The organism is Acinetobacter legionensis (assembly GCF_057165765.1).
In genome coordinates this window covers 1,703,125-1,721,777 of the sequence record NZ_CM169896.1, presented here as the reverse complement: position 1 = coordinate 1,721,777, position 18,653 = coordinate 1,703,125, and the positions used below count along the sequence as shown (strand labels likewise).

Annotated in this window: 21 protein-coding genes and 4 pseudogenes; 14 read left to right on the top strand and 11 right to left on the bottom strand. The window is 34.8% G+C overall.

What is annotated here, in order from left to right; all coding sequences use genetic code 11:
- Positions 1–145 precede the first annotated feature (145 nt).
- A complete protein-coding gene (locus AC2G3J_RS07840) occupies positions 146–355 on the top strand; it encodes an acyl-CoA thioesterase (RefSeq protein ID WP_336954212.1) in 210 nt (69 codons plus the stop codon).
- A gap of 76 nt (positions 356–431) precedes the next feature.
- A complete protein-coding gene (locus tag AC2G3J_RS07835; protein ID WP_483770910.1) occupies positions 432–986 on the top strand; it encodes a lipocalin family protein in 555 nt (184 codons plus the stop codon).
- Between the two features lie 72 nt (positions 987–1,058).
- On the opposite strand, the gene AC2G3J_RS07830 is transcribed toward AC2G3J_RS07835, so the two are convergent.
- Positions 1,059–2,282 carry an MFS transporter gene (locus tag AC2G3J_RS07830; RefSeq protein ID WP_419327798.1) on the bottom strand — a complete coding sequence of 408 codons (1,224 nt, stop codon included), beginning with the start codon at positions 2,280–2,282 and terminating at the stop codon, positions 1,059–1,061.
- 66 nt (positions 2,283–2,348) lie between these two features.
- Between AC2G3J_RS07830 and AC2G3J_RS07825 the strand changes: the two genes are divergently transcribed.
- The 4 genes from AC2G3J_RS07825 (at position 2,349) to AC2G3J_RS07810 (ending at position 5,755) form a co-directional block, all read left to right on the top strand.
- Positions 2,349–2,741, top strand: coding sequence for a helix-turn-helix domain-containing protein (locus AC2G3J_RS07825; RefSeq protein ID WP_483770909.1), 393 nt, complete (start codon positions 2,349–2,351; stop codon positions 2,739–2,741).
- Positions 2,742–2,950: 209 nt separating this feature from the next.
- Complete coding sequence (locus tag AC2G3J_RS07820; protein WP_483770908.1) at positions 2,951–3,949, top strand: AraC family transcriptional regulator; 999 nt, start codon at positions 2,951–2,953, stop codon at positions 3,947–3,949.
- 114 nt (positions 3,950–4,063) lie between these two features.
- Positions 4,064–4,687, top strand: a complete 624-nt coding sequence (locus AC2G3J_RS07815) for a sterol desaturase family protein (protein WP_419359609.1) — start codon at positions 4,064–4,066, stop codon at positions 4,685–4,687.
- 33 nt (positions 4,688–4,720) lie between these two features.
- Positions 4,721–5,755 (top strand): DUF6670 family protein, encoded by a 1,035-nt coding sequence (locus AC2G3J_RS07810; RefSeq protein WP_483770907.1) that lies wholly within the window; start codon positions 4,721–4,723, stop codon positions 5,753–5,755.
- Between the two features lie 84 nt (positions 5,756–5,839).
- Here the strand turns inward: AC2G3J_RS07810 and AC2G3J_RS07805 are convergent, their stop codons facing one another.
- Positions 5,840–6,418 carry a YceI family protein gene (locus AC2G3J_RS07805; RefSeq protein WP_336954219.1) on the bottom strand — a complete coding sequence of 193 codons (579 nt, stop codon included), beginning with the start codon at positions 6,416–6,418 and terminating at the stop codon, positions 5,840–5,842.
- Positions 6,419–6,728: 310 nt separating this feature from the next.
- Here AC2G3J_RS07805 and AC2G3J_RS07800 point away from each other — a divergent pair.
- The 3 genes and pseudogenes from AC2G3J_RS07800 (at position 6,729) to AC2G3J_RS07790 (ending at position 7,687) form a co-directional block, all read left to right on the top strand.
- A pseudogene (locus AC2G3J_RS07800) lies at positions 6,729–7,129 on the top strand (OsmC family protein).
- A 123-nt stretch (positions 7,130–7,252) separates the two neighbouring features.
- Positions 7,253–7,366, top strand: a pseudogene (locus AC2G3J_RS07795) (hypothetical protein); the annotation flags it as partial.
- A gap of 102 nt (positions 7,367–7,468) precedes the next feature.
- Positions 7,469–7,687, top strand: coding sequence for a hypothetical protein (locus tag AC2G3J_RS07790; RefSeq protein WP_483770906.1), 219 nt, complete (start codon positions 7,469–7,471; stop codon positions 7,685–7,687).
- A gap of 128 nt (positions 7,688–7,815) precedes the next feature.
- Here the strand turns inward: AC2G3J_RS07790 and AC2G3J_RS07785 are convergent, their stop codons facing one another.
- The 6 genes and pseudogenes from AC2G3J_RS07785 to AC2G3J_RS07760 form a co-directional block, all read right to left on the bottom strand.
- Entirely contained in the window at positions 7,816–8,031 is a 216-nt protein-coding gene (locus AC2G3J_RS07785) for a hypothetical protein (RefSeq protein ID WP_336954222.1), read from the bottom strand.
- A 358-nt stretch (positions 8,032–8,389) separates the two neighbouring features.
- Positions 8,390–8,596 carry a hypothetical protein gene (locus AC2G3J_RS07780; RefSeq protein ID WP_419327793.1) on the bottom strand — a complete coding sequence of 69 codons (207 nt, stop codon included), beginning with the start codon at positions 8,594–8,596 and terminating at the stop codon, positions 8,390–8,392.
- Positions 8,597–8,666: 70 nt separating this feature from the next.
- Complete coding sequence (locus AC2G3J_RS07775; RefSeq protein WP_336954224.1) at positions 8,667–8,894, bottom strand: hypothetical protein; 228 nt, start codon at positions 8,892–8,894, stop codon at positions 8,667–8,669.
- Positions 8,895–8,994: 100 nt separating this feature from the next.
- Complete coding sequence (locus AC2G3J_RS07770) at positions 8,995–9,210, bottom strand: cold-shock protein (RefSeq protein WP_336954225.1); 216 nt, start codon at positions 9,208–9,210, stop codon at positions 8,995–8,997.
- Positions 9,211–10,258: 1,048 nt separating this feature from the next.
- The gene (locus AC2G3J_RS07765) at positions 10,259–10,588 is read right to left on the bottom strand and encodes a YcgJ family protein (RefSeq protein ID WP_419327821.1); all 330 of its coding nucleotides are present in this window, start codon (positions 10,586–10,588) and stop codon (positions 10,259–10,261) included.
- Between the two features lie 479 nt (positions 10,589–11,067).
- Positions 11,068–11,989, bottom strand: a pseudogene (locus AC2G3J_RS07760) (IS5 family transposase).
- 156 nt (positions 11,990–12,145) lie between these two features.
- Here AC2G3J_RS07760 and AC2G3J_RS07755 point away from each other — a divergent pair.
- From AC2G3J_RS07755 to AC2G3J_RS07735, 5 genes are all read left to right on the top strand, one after another.
- The gene (locus AC2G3J_RS07755) at positions 12,146–12,748 is read left to right on the top strand and encodes a TetR/AcrR family transcriptional regulator (RefSeq protein WP_483770905.1); all 603 of its coding nucleotides are present in this window, start codon (positions 12,146–12,148) and stop codon (positions 12,746–12,748) included.
- Positions 12,749–12,825: 77 nt separating this feature from the next.
- On the top strand, positions 12,826–13,980 hold the full coding sequence (locus AC2G3J_RS07750) for an MFS transporter (protein ID WP_483770904.1): 1,155 nt from the start codon (positions 12,826–12,828) through the stop codon (positions 13,978–13,980).
- Positions 13,981–14,376: 396 nt separating this feature from the next.
- On the top strand, positions 14,377–14,550 hold the full coding sequence (locus tag AC2G3J_RS07745; protein WP_483770903.1) for a hypothetical protein: 174 nt from the start codon (positions 14,377–14,379) through the stop codon (positions 14,548–14,550).
- Positions 14,540–14,926: an Lcl domain-containing protein gene (locus AC2G3J_RS07740; RefSeq protein WP_483771069.1), complete on the top strand. Its 387-nt coding sequence runs from the start codon at positions 14,540–14,542 to the stop codon at positions 14,924–14,926. Before AC2G3J_RS07745 ends, AC2G3J_RS07740 begins: the two co-directional genes overlap by 11 nt.
- A gap of 117 nt (positions 14,927–15,043) precedes the next feature.
- Positions 15,044–15,442, top strand: coding sequence for a hypothetical protein (locus AC2G3J_RS07735; protein ID WP_483770902.1), 399 nt, complete (start codon positions 15,044–15,046; stop codon positions 15,440–15,442).
- 31 nt (positions 15,443–15,473) lie between these two features.
- On the opposite strand, the pseudogene AC2G3J_RS07730 reads toward AC2G3J_RS07735, so the two are convergent.
- The 3 genes and pseudogenes from AC2G3J_RS07730 to AC2G3J_RS07720 all read right to left on the bottom strand — a co-directional run.
- Positions 15,474–16,008 (bottom strand): annotated as a pseudogene (locus AC2G3J_RS07730) (NlpC/P60 family protein); the annotation flags it as partial.
- Positions 16,009–16,241: 233 nt separating this feature from the next.
- On the bottom strand, positions 16,242–18,230 hold the full coding sequence (gene tkt / locus AC2G3J_RS07725) for a transketolase (protein WP_336954233.1): 1,989 nt from the start codon (positions 18,228–18,230) through the stop codon (positions 16,242–16,244).
- 163 nt (positions 18,231–18,393) lie between these two features.
- The gene (locus AC2G3J_RS07720) at positions 18,394–18,528 is read right to left on the bottom strand and encodes a hypothetical protein (protein ID WP_336954234.1); all 135 of its coding nucleotides are present in this window, start codon (positions 18,526–18,528) and stop codon (positions 18,394–18,396) included.
- Between the last annotated feature and the right edge of the window lie 125 nt (positions 18,529–18,653).

The following is an 18,653-nucleotide window of genomic DNA, read 5'->3' as shown; positions in this document are numbered from 1 at the left end:
CATATTAAAATCTTGATTAAGTAACAAAATCAAAATTTGATATAAATATATCAAATTTATATCGCTAAAAGTGCAGAGCGTTAAAATTCAATCACTCGCAATTTTATTGATTGTCAGCCATTTAAGGTGTAAAGAATTTAATCCCATGTCCTATAGAAATAAGCCAAACACAAAACAATTGTTATCCTCTGCTTGGTCAACAGATCAAGATTGCTTTCTCATTGAAAACAACCATTTAACTGTTGATCAATTGGCTGAAATACTGCCTTACCAGCATGATGAAATTATCGCAAGAAAAAGACAACTTGGACTGCTTAGAAGAGATTTTTATATGAAAAAACTACATGACTTGTAAGCAAAATTACAATATCCCCGCATCAGGCGCGACATAATGAATATATATATTAAATACTTAAATATAGGGCTATGTCATGAACAACAAGTTTAAAATATTAACGCTCGTCGGTGGAATAGCATTACTTAGTGTTGCGGCATTTGCTTATGCAGAAAATGAAAAGATTCAAACCGTTAAAAATGTAGATTTAAAGAGGTATCTGGGTGCTTGGCATGAAATTGCACGCAAGCCAATGTATTTTCAAAATAAATGCGATTATAACGTTACTGCTGATTATTCCTTAAATGAAAATGGCTCAATCAAAGTAGATAATCGTTGTTACGATAAAAATGGCAAGCTTCAACAATCAATTGGCGAAGCATATGTACAAAACGCGCCTACGAACTCCAAATTAAAAGTAAGTTTTTTACCAAAAATACTTCGTTGGTTACCTGTGGGGCGTGGTGATTATTGGATTTTAAAGCTGGATGAAAATTATCAAGTTGCATTGATCGGTACACCCAACAAAAAATATTTATGGTTACTCAGTCGATCTCCACAGCTTGATCCAGCCACAACTGAAGAATATTTAAATTATGCTAAAAGCTTAGGTTATAATTTAAGTGATTTAATTGAAACCAAACAAAAATAAACGCATACAAGCCCTTAAAAGGGCTTGTTAGATCTAGCTCATTTTATACGATTACGCTACAAATCCTTCTTATCAATATTGTCTACGAAATGAGACAAAACTGATGAGCACCCCCACAATCATCAATGCTCCAGCACACAAAAAGGTAAATTGCATCCCATCAATGATTGCTAAAGCCGTTGCCTGAGTGAGTTGATTTGTGCCGACACCAAATGAAAAAATAGCTCCCATCACTGAAACCCCGATAATTAAGCCCATATTACGAGATAAGCTAAGAAGTCCTGATACCATCCCTTGTCGAGCTTTGGGAACATCTGCCAAGGTCATGGTATTGTTGGCTGCCTGAAACAGTTGATAACCCGAAGTCAAAATAATGATCGGCATAATATAGCCACTTATACCCATCAATTTCGGTAAGATAGCGAGCATCGAGCTACCGATAATCAGAAAAATCAACCCTGTAGTGACGATATAGCGACTGCCCCAACGATCGACAAGTCGACCCGATGGAATCCCACTTAAGATAGCAACCACTGGCCCAATCCCCATAATCAAACCCACTTGTATTTGATTCAAGTTTAGACCAAGACTGAGATAAAAAGGTCCAATGACAAGTGTGGTCATCATAACGGCGGCAACCAGCAAATTAACCATGAGGTTTTGTGTTATGTTCGTGTCTGGTTGCAAAGAAGTTAGTGCAGGAATTTCTTTTTTAATGTAATCATTAGGCAGCAGTACCCAAGTCAGAATAATCGCGATACCCGCAAGTATAAACTGTAATCCAAAAATGCCTTGCCAACCGCTCACAACAAGCAGAAACCCACCCAACACTGGTCCAAGTGCTGTACCTAAAGCTGATATCGTTCCAAGCATTCCCATTGCTCTTCCCAACTGTGATTTACTGACGGTATGACGTGTCAGTGCCATTGCAAGTGTCATTAAGAATGCCGCACCTATTCCTTGAAATGATCGTGAAGCAACCAATATCAATAAGTTAGGTGCAACACTACATAGCAGTGAAGCCAAACTGAATATAATCAGTCCAACGATCAGCATAGACTTACATCCATATCGATCACCTAAGCGTCCAGCAATGACAACAGAGAGCGTCAGCGAGACAAGATATCCAATTACAATAGCCTGTATTTGATTAAATGGCAGTAGAAATACCTCAGCAAGTGTGGGTAAGGCGATATTGACAATGCTTGTCCCCAGCGATGCCAATAGCATGGATAACGCCAAAGTGATGGTGATTCCAGTTTGGGTCTTGTTTATCGATTCTGTCTGCTCTGTCATGTTGCGCTCTTGTCAGCAGTGGTGTTTAATCACATACTACTAATTCAAGTTGACTTGAGGTCAAGTATGAAATTTCTTGATATTGGTGTAGTTTCAGCAAAAAGTGGAATTAAACCTTCAGCACTACGCTATTATGAAGAAATCGGTTTGATTTTCTCAATTTCTCGTCATGGATTACGTAGACAATTTTCTTCTGAAGTTCTGTTACGACTCACTTTGATTTCAATGGGAAAATCGGCGGGCTTTTCGCTTAAAGAGATCGCAGCAATGTTCGATAGTCGTGGCGCACTTGATCTTTCTCCAAGTGTTATTCATCAAAAAGCCGATGAGATTGATCTTCAAATTCATAAATTGATCGCATTCCGTGACATACTTCGCCACGTAGGTGACTGCCCTGCACCATCGCATTTGCAATGCCCTAGCTTTAAGCGACTAGTTGAGAAGGCAGCTCAGAAATAAAAGACATTTTAAAAAGATTGTTAGGCGTATTTGTTGAATAGCTAAATTAGATTGTAGAACAATAATTAAAATTAGCACGCAATGACATTGAACAGTCAAATGGCTTTCTCTAAGATGATAAAACAAGCTTAAATTTTCATGACTTTTATACATTTGTAGCCTGATCTATGAGTATTAATTGTATATGTTGAAATCGGTATTTTTGATTTATGGATCAAAACAAATCTAGTGATTCTGGTGTTTTCCTCTGGTTAACATATCACACCCTAAATAAAATGAATTTGGATGCAAATCGGATATTTTCACAAATAAGATTATCAGAACAACCACCTGACAAAACCATTCGGCGAGATAATTCGACCCAACAACGCTTTTGGGAAATAGCTGAAGAAATCAGTGCTGATCAAAATATCGGACTTCATGTAGGTGAACATTTCCCCATTTTTAGAGGCGAAATATTAGAATACATTTTTATGAGTAGTCCTACATTTGGGGACGGCTTACAAAGAGCTTTGCGTTATCAAAAAATTTTTACTGATGCTTTTGTGGCTCATTTACACATTGAAAATCAAAATGCAATGATCACGAATCTTCAGCACCCAGTTCGTCATTATCTAGAATGCGCCATAAGCGTTATGCTTAATTTTTTGAACTATATAACTAACAATCATTTTAATCCCAAAGAAATATGGTTGCCATACCAACAAGGTGCGAGCTTAGATGAATATCAACGTATCTGGAAATGCCCTACTCGTTTAGGTATGCAGCACGGCTGTATAGTTTTTGATGCTGAAATATTGAGCTTAGCTTCAGCATCAGCTGAACCAATGCTATTAAAAATACATGAGCATGTTGCTAAACAGCAGGTGAAAGTTGTCGATAAATATTATTTAATTAATGATATAGAAAACTTACTCAGCTCCGGTTTATTAGAATCAGGTCAATTAGATTTAAAATTAATTGCCCAACATTTAGGGCTGCAGCCACGAAAACTTCGTGCAGATCTTAAAGAAGTGAATACGACTTTTGAAAAAGTTTTGGCAACTTACCGTGAAAAAATGGCCAAAAAACTATTGATGAATCCCAATATAAGCATAGATCAAGTTGTATATTTACTTGGTTTTTCTGAGCCTTCCGCCTTTTCACGTGCCTTTAAACGCTGGACAAATGAAACGCCATCCTATTATCGCCAGCGTAAGCAAAAATAATTTTTTAGCTATAACTTGATTCTAATGACATTTAACGAATTAGCTTTTCAGTCAAAAAAAATGAGCTGTTCTTTTCTACACTGATGTTTATTTCTTAATTGAAAAGGATTAGAGATGTTAGGTTTTCCAATTGGCCTTTTAGTTGCGAATGGATTTGAATGGTATGCACATAAGGTATGGTTGCATGAATTTCCAAGTAAACACCGTAATAGCCCTTTCTTCACACATATAGCACATCATAAACGTGCCAGAACACATGTGTTTCATGATGAAGGATATCGTGAATCTATGTTTAAAAATGCAGAAATTTATAATGAAAAAACCGCATTGTTAGGTATAGCCGCGGTTTCAACTGTATTTTTACCCATTGCACCATTTTTTACTGCCGGCTTATATTATGGGATTTGGAATTATTGGCGAGTACATGCAAAATCTCACCTAGACCCTGAATATGCGCGTAAACGGATCCCTTGGCACTATGATCATCATATGGCTAGTAATCAAAATGCCAATTGGTGTGTTACACGTCCGTGGTTTGATTATATTATGGGAACACGTGTTTTTACTGAGCTTTCGATTAAAGAAAGCAATCCTCTAGGAATAAATCTACCTAAAAATTTTGAAATAATCCTAAACAAGACATCACAGAAAATATTTGCAAAATCATATCTTAAAATTACTTCTAAGAGTGCATTGGATATAAAAAGTGCTCGTCAAGGCATCTCATTAGAACTGTAAATTTTAACAAATAAAGTATTAAGGATCATTTAGATGAAACGATTATTACCCAAACACATTGCTGCGCCAAAGTTTTTACATAATTTTATCGATTGTTCAGAGACAATCAACGGAAAACCTTTTGAGGTGAATACGCCAACGCATACACCACGAGGAAAATATTCTTGCGTTCATTATGGGGTTATAATTCCGAATCTTAATGCACCATTTAATTTTTTGAATCTTTTAATTGTGGTTGGTCAACCACGTGTAAAAATTTTTAGAAATCAACATTTGATCCAAACCACTGCGCTTGATACAGCAAATGTATTAATAGGCACAGCAGTGGGTACAGACAAACACTTTAATGGCTATAGTGTAGAAAATGACTGTAAATTGGAAAGTAATGGTTCATCCTTAAAATTTGGGAATGACTTGTTATTAAAAGGCACATATCCAAATTTTCATGCGCATCGTGAAGGTCATGATTTCAATTTTGATTTAAAGATTCGTGCGACTGATAAAATTGCACATTTTGCACAAATGTCATTAGGTTTATATGATCACTGGGCATTATTATGTACATATGAAGGATTTCTTGAATATCAAGGTAAGAAAACCTCAGTTCAAGGACTTTGTACTTATGAATATGCTCGTGCAGTAGATGTAAATTTATATATCAATTATTTTACTTATCATATTTTAAATATCGATGAGAAAACTCAAGTCCTACTTGTCGAAGTTCTTGGCCCATTAAATCTTGTATTGCAACGTCGAGTATATATTCGTTCTACAGATGATCATGGCAGTATTCATTCAAATGGATTTAATTTTAATGTCCATGCATTTCAAGCTCAACGTGTTATAACACCGAATGGTTTATCAATGCGTTTACCTCGTACTTTCTCATGGTGCGTGAATGATAATAATGGAAATTCGTTAATACGTATTGATGGTCTAACAAATGCAGATTTTCAATATGGCATGGCTGGAGGCTATGCGGGAAGCTATCAATACAAAGGTACATTCAAAGGGAGTCCAGTTGAAGGTACTGGTTATATTGAATATTTAGATATCCGTACTGATTAGATTGATGCAACTTTTATCTAGGCGATAAAAAAGGCCTATAAAGCAAGTTATATCCACCTTATAAGCCTTTGATCTATTTAAATATTACTTTGCTACAGACGCTTCTGTTGTAATATTTACAGTAATTTTATCACCTACATTTGGCACGTATGCTCCAACACCAAATGCTGAACGGTCAAATGATGTCGTTGCATTGAAACCAATTGACTGCGCTTTAGTCATTGGATGTTCACCTTGTTTGTTTAAAACAGCATCTAAAATAACTGGTTTAGTCACATCTTTCACAGTTAAATTACCTGTGATTTTGTATTTATTTTTACCTAAAGCTTGAACTTTAGTACTTTTAAAAGTGATATTTGGATACTTTTCAGCATCAAAGAAATCTGCCTTTTTTAAATGTTCGTCTAATGCTGCTACATTGGTATTTAAACTAGCTAATGGAATAGTTACATTGACAGATGAGTCTGCTGGTTTTGCATTATCAACAGAGATCGTACCTTGAATGTCACTGAAGTTTGCTGAAGGTGTTGAAAAACCGAAATGATTCCAAGTAAATACTGTTGCAGTATGTGTTGGATCAATTTTGTAATCTACAGGCTTTGCCATACTGAAAGTTGTAACTGATGCTACGGCCAAACCCAATGTTAATGCTTTAAAGTTCATCTTTATATTCTCGCTATCGAATGGATATTAGTGTATACACTTCCCGTATAAATTCACTGTTATTGATAATACGATATGTTGCATATATGCAACGATTCTATAATGACCATTTTAAAAACTTAATCCAACCCTAAAAAAACAAAACAAGACTTTGTTTTATAATTATTTATTTTTTAAAAAGTAATTAAGAAAAACATTGACTATAGGTCACATTCAAATCTAAAATTTATAAAGCAATAAATTAAACTGAAAACTTTTCCGAAAATTTTATATTGATGATACTGGTCTATTTTTATCTGATGAACATTTTATGGCAAATCTTGCTCAAGTAGAAAGTACACAGACACCTTATCGTGTGACACTCACCCATCCCCAAGGACATACATGGTATGCCGATAAACCTAGCGATAAGGGTGTTCAAGATACAGCACAGAATCCGATTTAATTTCTATTATCTACATAATCTGCTTGTACTGTGAGCAACTTAGAAATGTATTCAAATCATAAAGGGCTAAAATTGAACATGTACAATTAGATTGAGCTTTAAACCCTGAAGTAGTTGAGAATAATATTTCAAGGAAAATTTTTCTTAAAGGTGATTTCACCGAGTAGCAACATAAACGCCTGCTTAAAGTTACAGAAAGTTGTCCTGTTCATAAATTATTGACTTCAAATATTCAAATTCAAACAGAGTTGGGAATTGAATGCTAAATGCTAAGCATAGGACAAGCACATATTCATAATAGTAGCGTAAAAATATGATACAAAACGTCCTGTCAAAAATGTTGGCAATTACATCAATCCGTATGGCCTACACTTTGTTTTTCTAATCCCAATTATTTTGCAATTCTTTCAGAGGAAGCTAAAAGTAATCTAGCTGTTATCCATAATGACTTTTGTGTGATTACACACCATGATCAAGTTAACCATTTTATACCTTGTATTTAAAAAAAGTTATTATTCGTTGTTGTGAGCTCGAATTTGGCTTATGGGTATTTGTAGGTGAAAAAAGTTTTCAAGATTATTAAGATCATTTTAATAAAGAAAATCATGAAATCACTTTTTTGGTCGCTGTGTAATTTTCTTTCTGAATATAAATTTGGTGATTCTTCGACACTGATGTCTGTTCATACCCAAACTGGAAATTTAAGAACTATTTTGATTCCATATCTCGCTAAGGAACATCCATTTGTAGATGATTTTTATCATGATATTTCATTTGGCGATGCTGAAAAACGTATTAAAAATATGATGGATCGTTTATCTTAAATTTTCTAGGTTAATATCATTTGAATTATCAAAGTTTTATTTATAACTAATTTACTTGAGTCAGTTTTTGTACGATTGTTCTGCAAAATATTTCTAAAATATCAAAGCCCCTTACGGGGCTTTTAAACTTATAACTTCTCAACCAAGACACGATCAACCTGTTTTAAACCAGAGTGCTTTTCATGGTTTTTACGGCGGATCTTAATCAACTTATCTTCTTGAAAATCTTGTAGCAGTAACTCAACAGCAACCATAGATTCAAGCGGCAAATCCTGCCCAATCCACTTTTGCTCACCTGCATCCATCAAGGTAATTTCATCACTAATTTGTTCATAAAGGCTCATATTTTCCTCACTTATGGGATATGTATCACCATGTTTCATGAATACCCAATGAATGGCACAACTATATACCTATTGCAAAAAACTGCTACTAAAATTTAGTTAATTTACAAACCAAGTTCACAAAATAAAACCGCCCCAATTGGGGCAAATAATTTGCTTATAAATCAATTAAATAATTTAGAATGTTGCAATTTTGTTGCACTTTCACGGAAATAACAAATTTCAAATAAATTTGAATACGTTATAAATACACTAATATTTTTAAAATGCAAGTTGAAATAAGCGATGTAAATACCTGCTTCCACTTTAATTAAGGTATTTGCTCTTCATCCCCTTTAAAACACTAAATTCATTATAACTAAGAGATTTTATCAATTTTAAAAATTTTACCAGTGAGCTTACTTTGAAAAAACATTTCAAAACTCGGTCGTATGTCTTCGCCTTCAACTGTAATGTATTTTAAATTTGAAAAACATTGGGTATTAGCGAAATAATTATCCACGGTTGCCTGAATGAGATATTTAATTCCAAACTGGTCTTTAACACTGATACTATGTTTAAGCATTACGATATCCTAATAAAATTTTGGCAGAAATGAAGAATCCACCTAAGTTTTCAGTAACTAATTGAGTTTTTTAAATAACTCTATCATTTAATTTAAATAGTTGATTTAAAGAGGCATAGAAGGTCCGTCCATCTAAATTCAAATCAACTTCAATTCCAGAGGAAAGAAGAACTCTTTTTCCAACCTCTACTGTTTTAAAGCCTTCACGTGTGTTTTGTATTTTATTTAGAGGAATCAAAGACACAAGAATTTCTGTACCATTTTTAGATTTTGCAATTAAATCATTTATTTTTAACAATTTACATCCTAAATTTAAACTTATTAACAATCTTAAAATTAATTTTAAGAGAAAATAAAAAGCACTAATTAGTGCTTTTCTTTTTACTATTTACAATTACTTATACAGCAACAATATTTATAGCATTTGGGCCTTTTTGACCTTGTGCAATACTGAATTCAACGGGTTGACCTTCAGCAAGAGTTTTGAAGCCAGAGCTAGCGATTTCGCTAAAGTGAGCAAAAACATCTGGACCTGATTCTGGCTGAATAAAACCAAAACCCTTGGCTTCATTAAACCACTTAACAGTACCTTTCATAACATTTGAATTAGACATAATAAATCCTATTTTTTAAAAATTTAGCCATTTTATTGACTATTCTGTAACATCGAAATAATAAAGAATGGAGCTTAAAATCTGAAAAAAACGAAGGATTATGACTAATACTGCGGTACTTAGAGAAGATTTACCAAACATGACTTTTTCTAGTTAAGTTTATTGTACACCCAAAACAAAAATAATCAAGTTTTCTTATATATATATTAATTTTATTTATAAAAGTTCTTCATAAATGCTTATAGTTATTAAAATTTAATGTTAAAATTTCATTAATTAACTTACACTTACGATTATTTTTGCTTTATTATTTCTACAAATAAATAATTCTTTTCATTTCATGACATATCTAATATACAAGTCTCTAGAGATAAATGTTACAATATAACAATTAAAGAATGAGTTTTTCATGACAAATCAATATCTTAATAGCAAATTCTATGTTTTAATTTTGGTCTTATTTATATCAATTATGACGACTAATGTAATTCATAATGATTTTTCTGATACTTTATTAACTGTAATCAACAGTTTTATAATTATAAAAATCTTACATGTATTATTTATTCAACTCTTAAATACAATCTTTGAAATATGCAATCCATAGTCTTTTAAAGTTATAAAATTTCTACAATTGTCTTTTGTAATTTCATCTATATTGATAAATTAATAGTTGCCCTTATCATATCTAATTTGATGTAGATAATCATTCTTATTTTGTTTCATATCAGATAACAAAAATTTATTGAATAATTGATTTCATAATCATGGGAATATACAAATTTCAATGATTATTTCTTTTAAAATTTTATGTTCACTCAAAATAATTTCTATATATTGGGTTCTTTTTAATCAGAAAATTTCATCTGTTCCAATTTGTGCCCATTAACTTCAAATTAAATTTGCTTTGCCTTTTGTAACGCCCTTGTTCTTGGTTTATTTTATGGTTTTCTTTTTTGCTAAGAATATTATATTGGTTAATTTCCACATTTCGATCATAAAAGAGCTCACCTTTAGACGAGCTCTTTAAGTTATTTATGACAAAGAACTATTTATAATTAAAAAGCTTATCAGTCATGCTTTTATCAACTTTACTTCTATGTCCGTTCTCAAAATATCGATCTACATGACATCTTTTTGTATTTGTATCACAAAATACCCCATTAGAAAGTGTAAATGCTGATGTGTCAAAATTGCTTTGTGAAAAAGCTTTACTCGCTTTCTTAGTCCCTAAATATTTGGCCGTAAGGGATTTTGATACACCTTTCTTATCAGCACAAATATATTTATCACAAATCACACCTTTTTTAGGTGAAAAAACACTAATGCTTGTTTTTGCTATCACTGAAGAGCTGATGATTAAACATGTGCAACCAATGAGATTAAGAAATCCCTTATAAATTTTCACTTTTGATCCTAAAAAAATAAAGCAAAATTATAAGTTCAATCTGATTAAGGATAAACAATTATTACTTTTAAACTAATATATAAATAAAAAATTACATTATTGAGTATTGCTGAACTTGTCAAAAAATAGATTAAAAATTTAAAAGCATTGGTTTTGTACAACATTATAATAAATGAGAAGCAGAAATAAAAAAACTCCAATATCAAAAATTGATCTAAGTTCTTTGTGCCATAATACTTCTGGTTAAGCGTAAATAGCATCTATTCCTTACATTTTTTAAGAAAAAACCTCACATTTCGATGAGCGTGTTAAGACTTTAATTTATTTGGTTATCATTTAATTCATATTGCCATGCTTTTGCTTGTAACAACTCCATTGATCTTTTTATAGTTTTAGCGGCTTTGTTGCATATAGTCTTAAAAACTAGAGTTTTCCTAAGTGACACAAATTTAAGTCACAACTCTAGTATATGGACGACCTAATTCATTAAATTTATTGAGCACTGCTACGCGTGCGTGAATCTCATTTACTTGGCTTTGTAAGTTCCCAGCAGTCAGTTTATCTCCTAATAGTTTGATGCAGTGCATCTTAGTTTCCACTAAACTTCTTCGATGATAGCCTACCCAATTTTTCCATATCGTCCTGCCCAAATGCTTAATCGTTCATTTCTTTCTAGTGAATGAGTTTTTATATCTTTCCACAGCTTCGCATTCTTTCTTGGTGGAATAACGACATGAGCTTTTCTAGATGCAATCAATTGACGGCAAATCTTAGTGTCATAAGCACCATCGGCATAGATTGAGTCTATTTGTTCTTCTTGTGAAATTTGATGAAGTAAATCACCGACTACCTGTGAATCACTGAGATTGTTCGTTGTGAGCTGAACTGCACGTCTTTGCAGGATTTTGGCATCTAACTCTATGTGTAATTTACGCCATTGGCGACGATAATCGGGTTGGTATTTCTTCCTTTTCCATTCACCTTCACCTAAAAACTTTAAACCAGTAGAATCTACAAGTAGATGTAATCCATTACTGCTTTTTTGATAGCCAATCGCAAATCACTATGCTTTTGTCTTCTGCAAAGAGTTGAGTAATCTGGTGCAGCCCAATCTAAACCACAACTTTGAATGAGGTTTTAAATAAATCCCAAGGCCATTCGTAAAGTTAAACGAAATAGAAATTTGATCATCAAACAGCATTGAATTGCTGTATCGGAGTGGGTTTGATTTCATCCTTGTTTGCTTTTTAATGGCGCATACCATTGGGTAGTAGGATCAAACCAGTTCGAGAGATTCCCTCGATTCACCAAAGCTTGGTTGTAAGAAGACCAATTCGTTGTACGATAGGTTTTAGGTGCAGACTTATTCATTCGGAAATTATATTACTGAATCAGACCTTACCAACCCCTTTGAGCAACAAAGCCATCTATAAGTAATCTATTACTTTTAAAATTTAATTTAATATTTGACAACTCGTTCCATAATATCTAGTATTCCTCATAGTTCACTCCCACTCAGGCTCACCCATGAGTGATGACAAATCCAATTATCCAGGCCGTCCAAGACAGTTTGAAGATAAAGAAATCATTGATGCTGCTATAACTGTATTTAGTAGCAATGGCTATGCAGGTACTTCTGCACAAAATTTATGTGATGTTACTGGATTAGGGCGCGGAAGTTTATATAACGCCTTTGGTAGCAAACAAGCTTTATATGAACAAGCTTTGTTGCATAGCCATGAACAAACCATGGCTGCTCAATTATCCATTCTCACACAATCAGGACTGTTCAAAGAAAGATTACGATCCCTTTTACTTTGGGGGATTGCTGAGGATCTTTCACAGTCAGAACAGCACGAAGCCATGGTCTTATTCTCTGCTTTAGAAATGGGTGATAAAGATCAGGTTGTTTCCAGCTTGAATCTAGAATATCGACAGCGCCTAGAGAACTCTCTCTTCACAGTATTTGTCGAAGGACAAGCAAGTGGAGAATTCAGTAGCAAAGCCTCTGCCCTTGAAATGGCTCGAGGATTTTTAGCTGGCTACTACGGTTTGCGTGTACTGAACAAAAATATTTCAGATAAAAGCTTTCTGAAAGATGTAGTTAATGGTCTCTTAGCTAATTTATAACCGCATACTTAGTGCTAAAGATACTAAACCCTTTCATTTTGTAATGAACGTTCAAGAAATAGGAATTTATTCAAAAAATGCCATTAGCAGTATATATATTAGGTCTAGCGATTTTTTCAATTGGTACAGCAGAATTGATGGTCGCTGGTATGACCGCCACTTTATCCCAAGCCTTTGGAATCAGTGTAGGTGAGGTTGGACATTTAATTTCATATTATGCCTTTGGTGTCATGTTAGGTGGACCTGTACTCACCTTTTTCTTCCTCAAATATAAAGTTCAATATCGTAAAGTCTTACTGATTCTTTTTGCACTCTATGTAGTGATCCAAGGCCTAAGTGCCTTTATCTCTAGCCATGATATTCTGATTGCAATCCGTTTTATCACTGGCGTCTTATGTGCAGGTTGTTTAAGTCTTTCACTTGCCACAAGTATGGCCATGGTTCCTATTCATAATCGCCCACGAGCAGCAGCTATTGTTATTGGTGGTTTTATGATTTCCAATGTATTTGGTGTCCCACTTGCGACTATGATCGACCAACAGTGGGGCTGGCGTGTAACTTTTGGTTTAGTAGCAGTATTGGTATTCATTTGTCTGATTGCTCTATTACGTCTTTTACCCGAAGTGAAAAGCAGTGGGCAACTCAGAATGGAAGAAGAGATTAAAGCCTTTAAAAATAAAGCTTACTGGAAAGCATGTGCAACAAGTTGCTTAATTCTTGGGGCAAGCTTTGCTGCATTTAGTTATTTCGTTCCTGTTTTAGTCGATATCACTGGATTTAGCATGCAAGTTATTCCATTTATTTTAATGGCATTTGGTTTTTCTAATATTGTGGGAAATACTATTACTGGTCGTTTAGCACATGACCACAGCCTAAAAATCATGCTTATCGGATTAACCGTATTAAGTATCTCCTTATTCGCTTTTGCAATATTTGCCGAATATAAAACCGTAGCAATTATCACAATAATTTTAATTGGATTATCTGGTGTTCCAATGAATCCAGCAATGATGGCAAGAATTGTCAGTGTTGCGCATCCAGGTCCTATGGTCAATGCAGTCCACACCTCCGTGATTAATATAGGTTTAGGTGGCGGTTCGTATATTGGAGGTCTAGCAATTACGAATGGTTACGGTCTACGTTCAGGCTTATGGATTGGTGCAGTGCTGGCAGTATTGGCATTAGCTTCACTTCTTCCTTATGTTCGTAATCGTCAAAAGGGGTGGTCTTGAAGCAAATTTCTTAAACTGATTAAATATCATGAATCATTTAAAATAATGACCGTTTTCCGAATCTGCCCTCACTTAGAGGGCCATGCTTTAATCAATTTTTCTGCATCCACTGCTTTTTTACTGTTGATATTAGTGAATTCAAAGATATTCTCTCGAATTGCTACTTAAGGTCTACTTTTTTAAGAACAAAAAATTAAATTTTTTATCACTGAGAATCTTAATGAACTTTAATAGGGTTTTATGTCTTATCTACATTTACTTCGAATAGTGGTGAATGTAAATTAAAGAGAATTATTCCTTGAACATTAAATAAAAGAACATGAAACTATTTAACCAATCTAAGGTTGTTCTTATGCAAATTAAAGAGTTCATTCCAGCATTTTTTCAGCGAACTCTATGGGTGTTTATGCAGAAACCGATGAACAATTAATACAATCAGGACAATGGCGTGATCATGCAACAGGTTTAGTATGGATGCGCTGTTCAATTGGGCAAACATGGACAGGCTCTACTTGTGCAGGTGAACCCTTAAAATTCAAAAGTTGGGAAGAAGCTCAAAATCACCTTTAATCAAATAAATAACAATGGAGGCTTTGCAGATAAAAATAACTGGCGCATACCCAAAATAAAAGAACTAGTAACAATTCGTAAATGTAGTAATGGTTGGAGAAAAATAGGGCAAATACAATTGCCAGAACAAGAACGAAGAAAATATGGAAAAGATCATGAACTTGAAATGAAGAAATTGCCTTCTGGACAAAAGGTACCTAAAAACTGTGCTGATGGCCCCAACCGTCCTACTTTAGATACTAATATTTTTCCTAATACTCCACCTAATGGCGAATATTGGTCTAATACATCATATCCTTGGAAACCTATAGATTACAAATACAAAGCATGGCACGTAGAATTTAAAATTGGTTTTTTAGCTCCTACTATTAATTAAACAGAATATCTTGGCCTTTCTAGGGCTGTTCGTAATAGTAAATAGTAGTACAGCATTTAATTTTAACTATGAATTACTAATATTGAGTTATTAACATACAAATAATTTTATGCAAAAATGAGAGCTAATTATGAAAAAATATTTTGTTTAACTGCTTTGATCTTGGTTTTATCAGGATACACACACTTTGTATTGCCAAATGGTGAGAAACAGATTGGGAGTGAACGATGGGAAGTAATTAACGATAGAATGCATAATAAAGTTGGAATTGCTGAACAAGATCTTATCAGTCAGTGGGATGTTCCAGATGGTAGTTACACCCTTTCCAGTAATTCACGAATTGTGTCATACAATATTTATAATTCAAGAAAAGATAGTTATTGTGAAGCAAAATTTTTAATTGAAATGGGTAAAGTAACAAAATGGGGGCACTCTGGTAATAAAGCATGTGAACTTGTATCAGCTCAATCTGCAAAATTAATACCAAATACACTTCCCCCTAAACCTACTTTATGAAACAGAAGTCCTCAATTGAGGGCATTTGCCTTTACGATTCCGTCACCTTCGTAGAAGTAACCCCATTCAACACTGGCAACTTATACCGCGACTCAGCCGGTCTATTCGTTTTACCATACCAGCGAAATTCCTGAAAATCAGATTCAATGTATAACGCATAACAAACCATATTTGATTGATTTCCACCAATCCAAACCAACTTACCTGACTTACTCTCCCATCCAGCTACAAAAAAGACATGGCCCCCTCCACTGCGAGTTTTGATTGCTACACAGCCATAAGCAGCTATAGTAAGTTTAGATCGATAGTTCGCATAATCAAGTGCATGATACAAGTGTTTTTGGATAAGCCACATCTGCAGATTTTAGACACCACACCACGAATGTACCGCACCATGGTGTTTCATCTTCTTGCCACCAGACACCAAGTGATTTAAGCCATTTTAAAACTGTCGGATTATGAGCCGTTTTGCTTGTATTTTCTTTTAAACCTAAATGTTTTTTGGCTTCGACTATCCAAGCTAAATCATTTGTTTTTGTAGATGGAGTGGAGATTAATGTATTTACCCAAGCTTTTGCATCTTTTGCAGTATCAAAAGTTTTCGATTTAGGTGGATGGGGTTTTATTCTAACTGTTGCTGTTACGCTGCCATTTCGCTTTTAAAAAGTTGCCAGCTTGTTACCCTAGAATTAATAATTCAGTTTTAAGGAAAAAAAGCCATTGTCTGTTATTTTAAAAGATTTAACAAAGGTAAAAAAACGCCCCTGTTGGGGCGTTTTATATTTAAACAATGTAAGAATTAAGCTGTCAATTCTTTTACAGCGCCAACAACTGCTTCAGTGGTAATACCAAAGAATTGGAACAAATCTTTGGCTGGTGCAGACTCACCGTAAGTTGACATACCAATGACTTTGCCGTCTAAACCTACAAATTTCCACCAGTAATCTACATGTCCAGCTTCAACTGCAACACGTGCACGGATATTTGATGGTAATACCGCTTCACGATATGCAACATCTTGCTTAACAAATTCTTCCGCACATGGCATAGACACCACACGCACACCCTCAAGTTGTGCATATGCTTCCATCGCCAATGAAACTTCTGAACCGGTCGCAATGATGATCGCTTTTAATTCACCTTTTTCTTCAGCCAATACATAACCACCTTTCACAACATTCTCAATCTGAGCTTGAGTACGTGTTTGGAATGGTAAGTTTTGACGAGAGAAAATTAACGCTGTAGGGCCTTCGTTACGTGTTAAAGCAGATTTCCAAGAAATAGACGCTTCAACTGTGTCGCATGGACGCCACGTATTTAAATTTGGTGTACCACGTAAAGATGCAATTTGCTCAACAGGTTGATGTGTTGGACCGTCTTCACCTAGACCAATCGAATCATGGGTATAAACATGGATCACACGTTGTTTCATCAATGCAGACATACGAACTGCATTACGAGCATATTCCATAAACATAAGGAATGTAGCTACATAAGGAATGAAACCACCATGCAATGCTACACCATTGGCAATTGCAGTCATACCAAACTCACGCACACCATAATGTACATAGTTACCCGCAGGATCAGACTCAACCCCTTTCGCGCCTTTCCAAAGTGTAAGGTTTGAACCAGCCAAGTCAGCAGAACCACCTAAGATTTCAGGTAGTAAAGGGGCAAATGCTTGAATCGCATTTTGGCTTGCTTTACGTGTTGCAATGGTTTCACCTTTTGCATTCACTTCAGCAATATAAGCATCCGCTTGTGCCAAAAATTCTGCTGGCAAGTCACCATTGACACGGCGTTTTAACTCAGCCGCTTCTGTTGGGTATTTTGCAGCATAGGTTGCAAAAACGTCATTCCAAGCAGCTTCTAAGGCTGAACCCTTTGCTTTTGCATCCCAAGCTGTATAAACATCGGCAGGAATAACAAACGGCTCTTCTTTCCAGCCCAATGCTTCACGAGTTAATGTAATTTCATCATTACCTAGTGGCGCACCGTGGCAATCTTCTTTACCTTGTTTGTTTGGCGAACCTAAACCAATAATCGTTTTACAGATAATCAACGTTGGTTTCGAGCTTTCTGCACGCGCAGCAACTGTTGCAGCTCGAATTGCATCTGCATCATGACCGTCTGCACGAAGTACTTGCCAACCATAAGCTTTAAAGCGTTCTTCTGTATCATCAGAGAACCAGCCTTCTACTTCACCATCAATAGAAATACCGTTGTCATCATAATAAACAACGAGTTTTCCAAGACCTAATGTTCCAGCAAGTGAACATGCTTCATGGGAAATACCTTCCATTAAGCAACCATCACCCAAGAAACAGTAAGTGAAGTGATCTACAACTTGAATATCTTCTTTATTAAATTGTGCTGCTAAAGTTTTCTCAGCAAGTGCAAAACCTACAGCATTGGCAACACCTTGACCAAGTGGACCTGTTGTCGTTTCAATCCCTGGTGCATAACCTAATTCTGGGTGACCAGGAGTTTTAGAATGTAACTGGCGGAATTGTTTAATATCTTCAATAGAAAGATCATAACCCGTTAAATGAAGCAAAGCATATTGCAACATTGAACCATGACCATTTGACAATACAAAACGGTCGCGGTTTGCCCATTGTGGGTTGCTTGGATTATGGTTTAAAAATTCACGCCATACGACATCAGCGATATCTGCCATCCCCATTGGAGCACCTGGATGTCCAGAATTAGCTTTTTGCACAGCATCCATAGCCAATACACGAATTGCGTTAGCTATACGACGTTCATTCAGCGGGGTTGTCATAAATCAGAGTCCAATAAATTAAAATATAGGAAGATGAATAGAAAATTCAAAAACTGGGATGTATTGTCTTAAAAAAAGCGATCAGGGTAAAGACTTAAGTCTATATTTATCCGCTTAGGTTGCAAATTAATTAAAAAATATACTGAATAGTCTTAAATCAACGTTAAAAACGGTCTTTTTTCTTATTCACATCGAACATATCAACATCAGCAAAACAAATTTGATTATGTTTAAGCGATGCAGTTACATTCGGACATTCTTTCACCATCCAATTCAGTCTAAATTTTGAAAATTTCATGCTGATCATTATTCAATAGAACAAGATCTCGCTAAAGCGTTTCACGCGATAAAAAATCATGATAACTTGAATTCAAACTGCCACACTTTTGGTGATTTGCCCAGAAACAATACCCAATCGCAATC

Coding starts and splice junctions, on each gene's coding strand:
- AC2G3J_RS07770 (WP_336954225.1), bottom strand. CDS start 9,210: ATGTCTAATTCAAATGTTATGAAAGGTACTGTTAAGTGGTTTAATGAA.
- AC2G3J_RS07840 (WP_336954212.1), top strand. CDS start 146: ATGTCCTATAGAAATAAGCCAAACACAAAACAATTGTTATCCTCTGCT.
- AC2G3J_RS07735 (WP_483770902.1), top strand. CDS start 15,044: ATGAGAGCTAATTATGAAAAAATATTTTGTTTAACTGCTTTGATCTTG.
- AC2G3J_RS07785 (WP_336954222.1), bottom strand. CDS start 8,031: ATGAGCCTTTATGAACAAATTAGTGATGAAATTACCTTGATGGATGCA.
- AC2G3J_RS07810 (WP_483770907.1), top strand. CDS start 4,721: ATGAAACGATTATTACCCAAACACATTGCTGCGCCAAAGTTTTTACAT.
- AC2G3J_RS07835 (WP_483770910.1), top strand. CDS start 432: ATGAACAACAAGTTTAAAATATTAACGCTCGTCGGTGGAATAGCATTA.
- AC2G3J_RS07830 (WP_419327798.1), bottom strand. CDS start 2,282: ATGACAGAGCAGACAGAATCGATAAACAAGACCCAAACTGGAATCACC.
- tkt (WP_336954233.1), bottom strand. CDS start 18,230: ATGACAACCCCGCTGAATGAACGTCGTATAGCTAACGCAATTCGTGTA.
- AC2G3J_RS07720 (WP_336954234.1), bottom strand. CDS start 18,528: ATGAAATTTTCAAAATTTAGACTGAATTGGATGGTGAAAGAATGTCCG.
- AC2G3J_RS07805 (WP_336954219.1), bottom strand. CDS start 6,418: ATGAACTTTAAAGCATTAACATTGGGTTTGGCCGTAGCATCAGTTACA.
- AC2G3J_RS07745 (WP_483770903.1), top strand. CDS start 14,377: ATGGGTGTTTATGCAGAAACCGATGAACAATTAATACAATCAGGACAA.
- AC2G3J_RS07820 (WP_483770908.1), top strand. CDS start 2,951: ATGGATCAAAACAAATCTAGTGATTCTGGTGTTTTCCTCTGGTTAACA.
- AC2G3J_RS07780 (WP_419327793.1), bottom strand. CDS start 8,596: ATGCTTAAACATAGTATCAGTGTTAAAGACCAGTTTGGAATTAAATAT.
- AC2G3J_RS07825 (WP_483770909.1), top strand. CDS start 2,349: ATGAAATTTCTTGATATTGGTGTAGTTTCAGCAAAAAGTGGAATTAAA.
- AC2G3J_RS07750 (WP_483770904.1), top strand. CDS start 12,826: ATGCCATTAGCAGTATATATATTAGGTCTAGCGATTTTTTCAATTGGT.
- AC2G3J_RS07815 (WP_419359609.1), top strand. CDS start 4,064: ATGTTAGGTTTTCCAATTGGCCTTTTAGTTGCGAATGGATTTGAATGG.
- AC2G3J_RS07755 (WP_483770905.1), top strand. CDS start 12,146: ATGAGTGATGACAAATCCAATTATCCAGGCCGTCCAAGACAGTTTGAA.
- AC2G3J_RS07790 (WP_483770906.1), top strand. CDS start 7,469: ATGAAATCACTTTTTTGGTCGCTGTGTAATTTTCTTTCTGAATATAAA.